Raw genomic sequence first — 12,545 nt, forward strand, 5'->3', positions numbered from 1 at the left:
TTTGAAACAAACAGCAGACATGTTGACGCTCACACCGCAAGAACTGGATGAGCGATTTGCGTATAGTGGAAATGATTTAGGAGCGACTTTCTCAGAGAAAGCGATTCACGTGCGATTATGGGCGCCGACAGCAGAGCGTGTCGTGCTTCGACTCTATAAGACGTTACGCGCACGAAAAGTCGAAGAGGTCGAGATGGTGGCGGGCGAACGGGGAACGTACGTCGTTGAACTCGATCGAGCGGCATATGAAGGTTATTTCTATACGTTTCAAGCGAGCATCAACGGACAAAAGGTCGAAGCAGTTGACCCGTATGCGAAAGCCGTCGGAACGAACGGGAAACGTGGTGCGTTGATTGATCCAACAAGTGTGACACCAGAGCGGTGGATTGAAGAACGTCCATTGTTCCATTCTTCGCAAGACGCAGTCATCTATGAATTGCATGTACGCGATGCAACGAGTCATCCGGCTAGTGGTGTCGTCGCACGTGGCACATTTGCTGGACTGACAGAAGCGGGAACCCGGACACCGAATGGTGGATTGACTGGACTTGATTATTTAGCAGATCTTGGTGTGACACATGTGCAGTTACTGCCGATTTATGATTTTGGTTCAGTCAATGAGACAGCGCCGAACGACCCGGATAACTACAACTGGGGTTACGATCCGGTGAACTATTTTACGCCGGAAGGTTCGTATTCATCGAATCCCGATGACCCTCGAGCACGAATCCTTGAATTAAAACAACTAGTACAAGCATTACATGACCGTGGTATTCGCGTCATCATGGACGTCGTCTTCAATCATACGTACGATGCGGCAACGGTTCCGCTCGGTCAGTTCGTTCCGGGATACTTCTATCGTCAAGAGGCGGATGGTAGCCTGTCAAACGGTAGTTTCTGTGGAAATGATACTGCCTCTGAACGTCTGATGATGCGTAAGTTTATTCTTGATTGTGTGACGTACTGGGCGAAAGAATACCACCTAGACGGGTTCCGATTCGACTTGATGGGTCTTCACGATGTCGAGACGATGAATCAGGTACGTCATGCACTTGACCGGATTGATCCGTCGATTCTGATCATCGGTGAAGGCTGGGATCTCGATACACCGCTTGATCCGGAAGAGAAAGCGAACTACTTCAATGCACCGAAGATGCCAGGAATCGGACATTTTAATAACGGATTACGCGACGGCGTCAAAGGAGACGTTCAAACACCAGAAGATTGTGGTTTCATCAGTGGCGCATTCGACCGGACGAGTGAAGTCAAACGAGGAATCGCTGGCAATGTCTCTTCGCAAGGTTTTGCCGATGAGCCGAATCAAGTCGTTTCATACGTGGAAGCTCACGATGATTTGACGATTTGGGACAAGCTATCGATCTCTCGTCCGAATGATACAGGAGAGGTTCGACGCAAGCGTCAATTGCTCGCAAATGCGATTATTTTGACAGGCCAAGGGATTCCGTTCCTCCATGCGGGGCAAGAATTCTTCCGAACGAAGGACGGGATTCGTGACAGTTTTAATGCCGGGGAAATCGTCAACCGGCTCGACTATGAGCGGGCGGAAACAGAACAGGCAGCAGTCGAGTACGTCAAAGGATTGATTGCCCTTCGTCGTCAATATCCGATGTTCCGCCTTGCAAACGCAGCGATGATCAAAAAGCATCTTCGATTCCTTGAAGAAGGAGAAGGCGTTATTGCTTTTGAACTGAAACGTACCTATGAAGGATATGTCGAACGGCAACGTGTCTATCACAACGCGACGGACGAAGACATCACGATTGAATTGCCAAATGGTGAGTTCGAAGTCTTAGTTGAGGCAGGTACTGTCAAATTACACGCCCCAAGATTGCACGAAGAGAAACAGTTAGTCATCAAAGCATTGACGACGACAGTCATTGCAGAACGAAAAGCGGACTATAAGAAGTATGCGGTAGCAGGTGGTGCTGCACTGACGATTATTGGATTATTGTACGCAGCGAACAAACGTCGTAAGAAAACGGATTAAAGTTCAAAGGACGAAGCGCAAGAGGCTTCGTCCTTTTTTTGTGATGTGGAGTGACAATTTGATTGCAGTCTGTCATGCAATTGACTTTCGAAAAATTGATGAAACACTGTTTGAAGATACATCTTTCGGGAAAACTCATATGTAGTATCTAAGATGTTGTTTTTTGAGTTGAAAGGGTGTACGTGGTATGTTCGGTTTCGGTGACTTATGGAAATTCTTTTTGTCGTTCTTTTTACTTTTACCTATCGTGACACTGATTCATGAGATGGGACATTACTTTTTCGCCCGATTATTCGGTGGAAATATGGAAATCAATATTGGTTCAGGGAAATCGCTGCTTCGTGTCGGTCCGATTCGGTTAAACCGTATCTATTTTTGGGATGGCTGGTGTCAGTATGAGGCACTACGCAAGGAGACAAAATTCGCTAATATTTTGGTCTATGCGGGTGGATCGATTGCGAACTTAGTGAGTATCTTAGTCATTAATGCTCTCATTTATGCGGGTGTGTTCGAGGCATCAATTTTTACGTATCAATTTGCGTATTTCTCATTTTATTTCGTCTTTTTCTCACTCTTTCCAATCGATCATCCAAATGGTTACCCGAGTGATGGGAAGGCAATCATCAATGTCTTTCGGTATGGCAAGTCGGAATATCATCCGCAATCTTAAACTAAAGATGAAGCCTCTTTCCATCTTTGGAAAAGAGGCTTTTTACTCAAGATTCCGATTCGCTAGACGCATCAGATTCCGATTTCGCTTGTTCCTGCTCTAGTTCGACGAGCTTTTGAATCAAGATATGGCGGGGCATATGCATCAATTGCTCGAGGGGCACGTTCAGACGTTTCGAAAGTTCGACAGCCGTCTCAGCGGATAATTGTAAAGGTTTCATCTTGTTCCTCCTCCTTTTTTCATGAGGTTAGTATAACAGGAGGTGCAAGTCGAGCGCATCAATAGTAGCGAGAAATCAAGAAGGTTGATACCGTATGAAGTAGGAAGTGATGCATATGTATAAACCTGCTGCAGAGCTGTTACTCCATGAATCCGTCTCACTGTTCGATCAAATCGGGGAGGATTTGCTTCTTTTTCGAGATCGCCACGGATTTATGAAATGTGATGCGGATTTAAAACCACTATGGGAAACAGCATGTGCGTATGTTCCATTCTCCTGGTATATCGAACCAGGCGGTGGACGATTGTTCATCGTGTTTGAAGAGTCAGCTTATTTTGGTTTATTAGATTTAAAGCAAGGACATTTGGATTATATCAAGCGACCTACTGCTTTTTCCGAAGCATGGTTCAGTAATTTATTCTTTTGGCAAGACGATGAGATTTTTCTATATACGGCAGAAACAGATGTCGTCTGTGTGAACGTTCAAACAGGAGACTGGCGGTACTCTGATTATAAAGAGGCACCGTTGTTCGGACGCTTGATTGAGCGGGGATATGATACACGTTTGACGTTCGAACGATTCATCGCGCCTACTACGATTATCTCCTATGACGACCACAAGGAACGATACGTCATTTGGGATGCTGCGACGAATCAAGAATCGATTGTTCCTTTTTCTGATTATGCGGAGTACTCGCTCGTTGACCACAGGCACCAATTGTTTTCGATCACCGACTCGTCTCGTTTTTATCTCTATGAGAAGAGTCAGCTGAAATATAAGTTTGAGGGATGTCATTCCTCTGTTTTACTCAAAAGCGTGTTGTTAGATGAAGAAGCGCGGCGTCTTGCCATCGTTTCGACGTCTGAGACGTTTGGAAACACGTGGGTTCAAATTTTTCAAAAGACGTAATGAAACATCCTTTTCGCTTTTTTAGCAAGAAGGATGTTTTTTGTACGTTTGAGCAGAAAGGGGAGGCACTATGGAACGGCTTGGTCATCTGATTAGTACGTATTTTCGAGGTGTGTTGGTCGTTTGGACGATTCTACTCGTCGTGCTTGGTTATTTCGCGTATCAATTACCGAATCGCTTAGAAGGAAACGGATTTACACGTGACGGTGACTTTCAACGCGTCGAGACAGCATTAGATAAGGATTTTGGTCAGGATCCTCACACAATCATCGTTTTATTTGAAGACCAAGAGGATCTACAACGGACGATGGTACAACATGTCAAGCGTTTTCGAGATATTCAAGGTATCGGTAATGTGACGGGACCTGTCGAAAATCCACAAGCGATTCGTGATGATAAGGGATATGTAACAATTGGTGTACCGACACTTGATGCAAAATGGGCAACCGCGGTTACGCGTCAACTGGATGACACCGGGACGATTCGACTGACCGGTGAACCGGTCGTCGTCGATGATTTGAATACGGCTTCTAAAAATGATTTGATCCGAGCTGAATTGATTGGTATTCCGGCGGCATTGATTGTTTTATTACTTGTCTTCGGTACACCGGTCGCTGCGATTTTACCCTTAATCATGGGACTCGTCACCTTTGTCTTTGGGGCCGGTGTGCTCTACTTTGTTGCCGGGCAACAAGAACTATCGATTTTCGTCTTGAATGCAGTCGCGATGATTTCGCTTGCACTCGGTATTGATTTTTCCTTGTTATACGTCAATCGGTTCCGTGAAGAACGTCATGACGGACAAAGTATTCGAGCGGCAGCGATCCGCTCGGTTGAGACGGCAGGACGGTCAATTTTATTTTCGGGGATTTGTGTATTTGTCGGACTTGCCGGACTGTTATTGATCGATGTCGATGTTTTCCGAGCCGTTGCAATCGGGACACTCGTTTCCGTCCTCGGTGCAGTCGTCAGCGCGTTGACACTCTTACCTGCACTGTTGATTGTTTTCGGGAAGGTGTTAGAAAAAGGACGACTCTTTCGTCAGCGAACCGGAAGCAGTGAAGATCGCTGGCGCCGCCTCGCCCGTTTCGTCATGAAGCGTCCGGTTGCTGTGACTGTGTTATCGCTGTTGCTCCTGTTACCGTGTTTACTTCCGCTTCGTGATCTAACGTTGAATATCCCACAGGCGACGGCCTTACCGGAATCCTATCCGTCGCGTCTCGCGTTTGAGTCGTGGGAGAAAACATTCGGGAACGATGGAACAGATGCTGTTCTCATCTTGAATGCGGCTGCTTCCTCAGAAGTGGGACGAGAAAAAATCGAAGACGTGACGATTCGACTCGAATCGGATTCGGAAGTGCGTTCCGTCGTGTCTGCTGTAACAATTGCGGAGCAGCAACAGATTCCGCTCGAGCAGTTACTCGCTGTTCCGGCTGGGCGCGATGCACTAAAACCGTTTCTATCAGAGAACGACCAAACACGAATCGACGTTAACTTAAAAGGAGATCCCGGCGATGCTGCTTCGCAAGACTGGGTGCGAAAAATGCAGAAGGACGGTTATCTTGTCGGGGGGCCGGCAGCCTTCAATCAGGAAATTTATGATGCCATTGAATCGAAACTCCCACTAGCAGTCGGTGTCGTTGTCTTGGCAACATTCATCATCCTGCTGATTGCGTTCCGGTCCATCTTGATCCCAATCAAGGCGATTCTGATGAATTTGCTTAGTCTAGGAGCGACATTTGGATTACTCGTCATCTTGTTCGAGTCCGGCGCAGTTCTTCCGCAGGAGACGATCGGCATTTTGACACCGGTCTTCATCTTCTCACTCGTCTTTGGTTTATCGATGGATTATGAAGTGTTCCTCGTCTCGCGAATGGAAGAATATTATGACGAGACGGGCGATAACGATTACGCGACCGAGATGGGGCTTGCGAAGACGAGTAAGATCATTACGTCTGCTGCCTTAATCATGATTGTCGTCACCGGGGCGTTTGCCTTCACGGGCGTCAGTCCAATCAAACAACTAGGCGTCGGTATCGCGCTTGCGATTTTTATTGATGCCACAATCGTCCGGATGCTCCTCGTCCCCGCACTGATGAAACTATTTGGTCACTGGAACTGGTGGTGGCCGGGCGGTCGTCGTAAAGCAATCCGCAAGTGACACATCGCGTAAGCACATCAGTAGCTATTCGGAGGAAGACGAGCGTATACTGTCGATATTCAGTTCAAGAAATTAGAGGAGGCACTTCACTCATGGCAACTCAAGCAATGTTTGAACCATTTACATTACCAAACGGTGTGACGCTGAAAAACCGCGTCTTGATGGCACCGATGACGAACTATGCGGCACAAGAGAACGGCGAAGTATCGGATGCGGAACTCGCGTACTACGCAGAACGTTCAGGTGGCGTCAGTGCGGTCATCACAGCATGTGCGAATGTCACAGCAGACGGTCAAGGATTCCCGAATGAATTCGGCGCGCACCGCGATGATCTCATTCCGAGTCTAGAGCGACTCGCAAAAACGATTCAAGATAAAGGCGCAAAAGCAATTTTGCAAATTTTCCACGCTGGTCGTATGGCACCACCAGAACTCGTTGGTGGACAAACAGTCAGTGCAAGTGCCGTCGCACCCGTACGTGAAGGGGCAATGACACCACGTGCGTTGGAAGCGGAAGAAGTCGAAGCAATCATCGAAGCATTCGGTCAAGCAACACGTCGTGCGATGGAAGCTGGATTTGATGGTGTTGAGATTCATGGTGCGAACACGTACTTGATTCAACAATTCTTCTCTCCACACTCAAACCGTCGTGAAGATAAGTGGGGCGGTAGCTTAGAGAAACGTCTTGCGTTCCCATTAGCAGTCGTAGATGCAGTCGAAGCCGTCGCAAAACAAGATCCTTCATTCATCGTCGGATATCGATTCTCTCCAGAAGAGATCGAAAATCCAGGAATCACACTCGATGACACGATGCGTCTCGTCGATGAGCTCGCGAAAAAAGACCTCGATTACTTGCACGTTTCGGTGATGGACTTCTTCGCAGGTTCGATTCGTGATGAAAACGAAAAAACTTCACCAATCACACTCGTTCAAGAGCGAGTTGGCGAACAAGTACCTGTCATCGGTGTTGGATCGCTGCACACAGCGGACGAAGTCGAACAAGGTTTGGCTGTCGTTCCAATGATCGCTCTCGGTCGTGAGCTGATCATGGAACCGAAGTGGGTTGAAAAAGTCGAAGCGGGTGACCTTGCGTCAATCCGGACAGAACTTGATCCAGAAGCACAAGCCGAACTCGTCGTTCCAGATGCATTATGGGCAGGCATTACAAGTCGTCCAGGCTGGTTCCCAATCAAACAAACAAGCAAATAATAGAACAACTATGAAAAAACACTCTAGATCTCGTGTCTAGAGTGCTTTTTTGTTTAATAGGCAACCTGTCCCATTCGAACGCCACAAAACGTATGCAAAGTGACCGGATCCTGTAGATTTGTTCGTTCCAACATATCGTTTAAGAGTAGGGCGCAGACGTAGGCATCTTCTTTCGCGTCATGGTGCTGAAAAGAGACGTTGAGGAATTCTGCCATCGTGTTCAATCGATGGTTCGGCAACCACGGATACAGTTTGCGGGATAATTTGACCGTACAGCCGTAGGTGAAAGCGGGCATCTGGTACATATCGTATTTTTGAATCGCTTTTTGGAGCGCCCCCATATCAAATGACGCATTGTGGGCAACGACCAGTTGAGCACCTGCAATTAAATCGTATAAGCCATGTGCTTCCATTGCTTCAGGTAACGTCGGTGCATCGAAGACGTCACTCGGACGAATTCCATGGACCCGGATGTTTCCGGCATCGAAGTTTTCTTCGGGATTGATCAAGACCTGTTTACTCTCTGTGACGCGACCATTCGAGAGAACGGACCAACCAAACGCACAAATGCTTCGACTATTCCGATTTGCCGTTTCGAAGTCAATCGCTAATGTGTACATCAAGCAGGCTCCTTCCTATTATTCACTAGTAACAGAATACATGTTCGTATTCTAGAAGTCCATTAAAAAAGACCATCTGCAGGGCAGATGATCTCAGGTAAATCACGTTCATTTTGCCGATGCGACCTTTTGTTCCTCTTCAACGTACTCTTCTGGTTTGAACAAAAGAATCCGATCTTTATAGGCAAAGACGAGTGCTGTTAAGACAGCCATAGCGTCAGCAATCGGGAAGGCGAACCAGACACCGTTGACACCGAAGAACACTGGCAAAATCAGGACGAGTGGAATCGTATATAGCGTTTGACGTGACAAGGATAGGAATAAAGCGACTTTTGCTTTCGCAAGCGATTGATACATCCCATTGATGATCATTTGAATCCCATAGACGAATGATAAAGCGAATAAGATGCGCATCGCACTTGAACCTTCTTGCAAAAGTGTCGCTTCCTCTGTGAACAAGCCGACCCAAAAACGAGGGAAGAGCTGAATGAGTAACCATAAGCTGATCGATAATGTTAAGCCATAGCGGATCGCCAGTTTGATAGCAAGCGACATCCGACTGAATTGTCGAGAACCAAAATTGTACCCGACAATCGGTTGCATCCCTTGCACGATCCCCATGATTGGCATACCGACGAGCGCCATGAACTTATTGATGACCGCAAACGTCGCGAGTTCTGTCGTACCACCGTACCGGACGAGCATATGGTTGACGGTGATGAATAGAATCGATTGCGATACTTGCATGATAAATGACGATGATCCGATTTGCATCATCCGAAACGTTAAACGGAAATCGGGTTTGAAGGCGCTCCGGTCGAGCGTTAATCCTGTTTGTCGACGTTTCGTAAAAAAGAAGCGGAAAACGAGCAGAGCACCGACGATTTGCGCGATGACCGTCCCGAGCGCGGCTCCTTGAATGCCCCAATCGAGACCAAAGATGAATAGTGGTGTCAGGACGATGTTGATTGCAACCGTCGTTAGCATGACGCGCATCTGATAATTCGCACGTCCTTCTGCGCGGAGCATCGCACTCGACGCCATCGTCAACATGAAGAAAGGGGATCCGAGTAACAGGACGCGTAAGAAATCGATACTATACGGCATGATTTCATCCGTCGCTCCAAAGAGACGAAGCAGTGGTTCGACGAAGATGAAAGCACTGATGATGGCAAGCATGCTGATGAAGAAGACAGCCATCAAGACGTTCGCATAGGCACGACTGGCACCATCCGTCTGTTTTTGACCGAGCCGTTGTGACGCGATGGCAGCACCACCGATTCCGATCGAGTTAGCGATTGCCATTAATACGAGTTGAACTGGAAACGCGATCCCGACAGCAGCAACCGCGGTCGTACCGATTCCTTGTGCGACAAAAATCGTATCAATGATGTTGTAAAGTGCCGTGACGAGCATCCCGACCATCGCGGGTAAAGAAAGGCTAAGCAAGAGCTGGTTGATAGGTGCTTCACCCAAACGAGCGGTGTTTTTATTCATGGAAGGAGAGCCTCCTTTTTTAGACAAGTGGTAAGTAGGGTTTTACTCAGAGTAGTCGCTTCTATGACGAGATGCAAGAAATCACTCTAGTCAATGTGTTCGTTCTACAAAAAAGGATGCGCAAAGGAGCGCATCCGATGGAACTAGATTTAAGATGGTGTGGGCAAGTACCCTTTCGAGTACTCGAAAGCGATGAATAAAATTGCACCGAGCGCCAAGTAGGCGAGTAGGGTGAACGTTTGTTGTTTTTTCGGCATCTGGTGGTACTGAACAGACTCTTCAGCGAGGCGGAGTGGTTCAATCCGTTGATCGATTCGTCGCAACAACGCATCGTAATCATTTGCGGCATCATATTGATACCGTAACAGATCGTCCGCTTCCTGACGCGCATCTTCCGGACTCGCTTGTCGCAAATCTTGTAAATCGAGACGAAGTGACCAAGCGATTGGGTCGTACGTACTCTCGATTGGTTGTTCTTCCTCACCTTCTAGTTCTGGAGCAAGTGCCACTTCAGCGTCTGCACGTTCTTGCTCTGCCTTTGCTCGTAAAACGCGTTCACGTGCAGCACGGTATAACATTAAGCTCGATTGGTTTTCCTCATATTGCTTTGCAAACTTGTAGCGTTTCCAAACAGCACTTCCACCGAAGAAAGCAATCAAGAGCAGAATCAGACTGAAGTTCGTGATGCCGTAAGCAATCAGAGCAGCAAGACCGGCGACCCAGACGATGATCGGAAGTCCTGCAAGAATCCGTCCGCCGTCAAGCGGACTGACTGGGAGTAGGTTAAAGAGATTCAACAAGGCTCCGAGATGGAAGATGACGAGCCAAAAGTCATTTCCGGTCACGGCGTATCCAATCGCAAGGGGAATCAAGGACAAGAGACCAGCAAGTGGTCCACCGTAAGCGAGGATTGCTTCTTGTTTTGGCGTCCGGAACGTATCCTTAATCCCGATCACGGCACCCATGAAGGGAACGAAGATGGCTGGTCCCGTTTTAAAACCAAGTCGTTTAGCAGCAAGTAAATGTCCCATCTCGTGAATGAATAAGAGATAAAGCAATCCGACACCAAACCAGACACCGAATACTTGAGCGTAAAAGAGCAGAGAAACTCCAAAAGAAATCAGAGTGCCTCCAAACTTTGAAAATTTCAGTAAGGCAAGGATGACTTTTCCCTTCGATAAGAGAAAGGCGCCTGCAACAGCAAGTCCACCCCAACGTTTTTTAGCCATCGTGAGTTTCCTTCTTTCATCATATGACGTTCTTCTTAAGTGTACGACATAAATGAAGAAAAAGTTTCATCTCGACTGTTCTGGAACCAGATAGAAACAACTCCCGTCTGGCTGACGGGCTTCACTCCCAACTTGAAAATGGTGGGTCGTCGCTAACGCAGCAGCAATCGACAATCCGAGTCCGCTTCCTGAACGATCGCGTGCTGTATCGAGCCGGTAAAAACGATCGAACAATCGGGCGCGTTCCTCATCAGTCAGAGACGTCCCGCGGTCGAGAACAGCGAGTCGTTCTTGACGCAGATGTAACTCTGGGGAAGTAGCATACTTCAGTGCGTTGTCGATATAAATCGTCAAGATACGTAACACGGCTTCGCGGTTCGCCCGAATCATCCCAGATGCATCGACGGGAATGATTGTTCCTGTCGCGTGATACATCCGGTCAGCGAGTTCGCTCCCAAGCTCGGCTAAGTCAATTTCTTCGACAGATGTTTCCTCATAACCGAGACGAGATAGTTCAAGCATTGGCTCAATGAGTGTCGTCCGCATCGCATGCGTTTCTTGTAAGATGTGTTCAATCGATTCATCGAGTACATCCGGCTTTGTTTTGCCCCATCGTTTCAACAATTGAGCATATCCTTCAATGACGGTCAGCGGTGTCTTCATCTCATGCGAGACATCTGCGACGAATTGGCGTTGCTGTTCCATTGTCTGATCAACACGTCCGATCATCTGATTGAAGACACGTCCGAGGCGACCGATTTCATCGTCGCGTTCTGTCTGCACCGTCTCGAGCGTACCGGAAGAAGAAATTCGTTGCATCGTATCATTCAATTGCCGGAGCGGTCGGAGCGTCTGATACGCAATCCAGAAGCTACTGATGAAGGCAATGAGGATTCCGACGACCAATACGATGGTGAAGGTCAAGATGAGTGTCGACACCGTATCATCGACGCTCTCATCTTCGAACAAATAAGCTTGATCCTGGTAAACGATTCCGAACCAATCGCCAGACTTGAACGGATCGTTCGAACGCGGAATACCGGGGAGATCACTTGCACGGACATCCCCATTAACGGTAGACGAATCATCGTCATCTTCATCATTAGAAATGACCCATCGTCCATCTTTGTTCGATAAAACGACGGCGTCTTCGTGAAGCGTCAGTAATGCCCGGACCGACGAGTCGTCCTCCATCAATTCCTCTGCCTGTTCAAGTTGGGTATAACGGGATTCAATCAGATGATTACGCACGACAAGGGTGACGACAACGAAGGAGAGGACTAATAACAGTGTTGTAAAAGAAGTGACGGATAAGGCGAGTTTCGTTCGAAGCTTCATGGGTTCGCCTCCCGTAGCACATAACCGACACCACGAACGGTCTGGATGAGAGCAGGAGGGTGGGCATCGACTTTTTTGCGAAGATACCGGATGTAGACGTCGACGATATTCGTTTCGCCAAAATAATCGTACCCCCAGACGCGATTTAAGATTTGTTCGCGTGTCAGGACATGTTCTTTGTTTTCTAGTAAATACGTCAGGAGTTCGAACTCACGTGGTGTCAAATCGAGTCGCAGTTCGTTTCGAAATGCTTCATGTCGATCAAGATCGAGTACAAGGTCAGCGAACTGTAACGTGCGTGATAAGTTGGCAGCTGAAGTCGGAGTTCGTAGTAACGCACGGATTCGAGCAAGTAGCTCTTCCATCTCGAACGGTTTCGTCACATAATCATTCGCACCGAGATCGAGTCCCGCGACCTTATCGTAGACTTCCCCCCGTGCTGTTAGCATAATGACGGGGACGTGAATGTCCTTTCCACGGAGCCTGCGCAACACCTCGAAGCCGCTTAGCTCCGGCATCATTACGTCGAGTAAGACGAGATCAACCGAATGCTCAGCGGCAGCGAGACCATCTTTTCCGTTGGGGGCGACACGTGTCGCGTACCCGGCATATTGGAGTTCGAGTTCAAGGAGGCGTGCGATTTTTGCATCGTCCTCAACGATTAAGATGGTGGTTGGCATAAAC

Annotated in this window: 11 protein-coding genes; 5 read left to right on the forward strand and 6 right to left on the reverse strand. The window is 47.8% G+C overall.

What is annotated here, in order from left to right:
• The first annotated feature begins 1 nt into the window (after nucleotide 1).
• The gene (gene pulA, locus ADM98_RS02600) at nucleotides 2–2,008 is read left to right on the forward strand and encodes a type I pullulanase (protein WP_235504816.1); all 2,007 of its coding nucleotides are present in this window, start codon (nucleotides 2–4) and stop codon (nucleotides 2,006–2,008) included.
• Nucleotides 2,009–2,195: 187 nt separating this feature from the next.
• Complete coding sequence (locus tag ADM98_RS02605) at nucleotides 2,196–2,678, forward strand: site-2 protease family protein (protein ID WP_053452132.1); 483 nt, start codon at nucleotides 2,196–2,198, stop codon at nucleotides 2,676–2,678.
• 46 nt (nucleotides 2,679–2,724) lie between these two features.
• On the opposite strand, the gene ADM98_RS17095 is transcribed toward ADM98_RS02605, so the two are convergent.
• Nucleotides 2,725–2,898 carry a YycC family protein gene (locus ADM98_RS17095; RefSeq protein ID WP_082318479.1) on the reverse strand — a complete coding sequence of 58 codons (174 nt, stop codon included), beginning with the start codon at nucleotides 2,896–2,898 and terminating at the stop codon, nucleotides 2,725–2,727.
• A gap of 115 nt (nucleotides 2,899–3,013) precedes the next feature.
• On the opposite strand from ADM98_RS17095, the gene ADM98_RS02610 reads away from it, so the two are divergent.
• The 3 genes from ADM98_RS02610 to ADM98_RS02620 all read left to right on the forward strand — a co-directional run bounded on the left by ADM98_RS02610 (nucleotide 3,014) and on the right by ADM98_RS02620 (nucleotide 7,177).
• Entirely contained in the window at nucleotides 3,014–3,808 is a 795-nt protein-coding gene (locus tag ADM98_RS02610) for a hypothetical protein (protein WP_082318480.1), read from the forward strand.
• 70 nt (nucleotides 3,809–3,878) lie between these two features.
• Nucleotides 3,879–5,969 (forward strand): MMPL family transporter, encoded by a 2,091-nt coding sequence (locus ADM98_RS02615; protein ID WP_053452134.1) that lies wholly within the window; start codon nucleotides 3,879–3,881, stop codon nucleotides 5,967–5,969.
• A 92-nt stretch (nucleotides 5,970–6,061) separates the two neighbouring features.
• Nucleotides 6,062–7,177, forward strand: a complete 1,116-nt coding sequence (locus ADM98_RS02620) for an NADH-dependent flavin oxidoreductase (protein WP_053452135.1) — start codon at nucleotides 6,062–6,064, stop codon at nucleotides 7,175–7,177.
• Nucleotides 7,178–7,230: 53 nt separating this feature from the next.
• Here ADM98_RS02620 and ADM98_RS02625 read toward each other — a convergent pair whose 3' ends face one another.
• From ADM98_RS02625 to ADM98_RS02645, 5 genes are all read right to left on the reverse strand, one after another.
• Complete coding sequence (locus ADM98_RS02625; protein WP_053452136.1) at nucleotides 7,231–7,797, reverse strand: 3'-5' exonuclease; 567 nt, start codon at nucleotides 7,795–7,797, stop codon at nucleotides 7,231–7,233.
• Nucleotides 7,798–7,905: 108 nt separating this feature from the next.
• Complete coding sequence (locus tag ADM98_RS02630) at nucleotides 7,906–9,294, reverse strand: MATE family efflux transporter (protein WP_053452137.1); 1,389 nt, start codon at nucleotides 9,292–9,294, stop codon at nucleotides 7,906–7,908.
• A 149-nt stretch (nucleotides 9,295–9,443) separates the two neighbouring features.
• Entirely contained in the window at nucleotides 9,444–10,523 is a 1,080-nt protein-coding gene (locus ADM98_RS02635) for a site-2 protease family protein (protein ID WP_053452138.1), read from the reverse strand.
• A 66-nt stretch (nucleotides 10,524–10,589) separates the two neighbouring features.
• The gene (locus tag ADM98_RS02640) at nucleotides 10,590–11,861 is read right to left on the reverse strand and encodes a sensor histidine kinase (RefSeq protein WP_053452139.1); all 1,272 of its coding nucleotides are present in this window, start codon (nucleotides 11,859–11,861) and stop codon (nucleotides 10,590–10,592) included.
• Complete coding sequence (locus ADM98_RS02645) at nucleotides 11,858–12,541, reverse strand: response regulator transcription factor (RefSeq protein ID WP_053452140.1); 684 nt, start codon at nucleotides 12,539–12,541, stop codon at nucleotides 11,858–11,860. Before ADM98_RS02645 ends, ADM98_RS02640 begins: the two co-directional genes overlap by 4 nt.
• Nucleotides 12,542–12,545 lie beyond the last annotated feature (4 nt).

Source organism: Exiguobacterium sp. BMC-KP (genome assembly GCF_001275385.1).
Classification (GTDB): domain Bacteria; phylum Bacillota; class Bacilli; order Exiguobacteriales; family Exiguobacteriaceae; genus Exiguobacterium_A.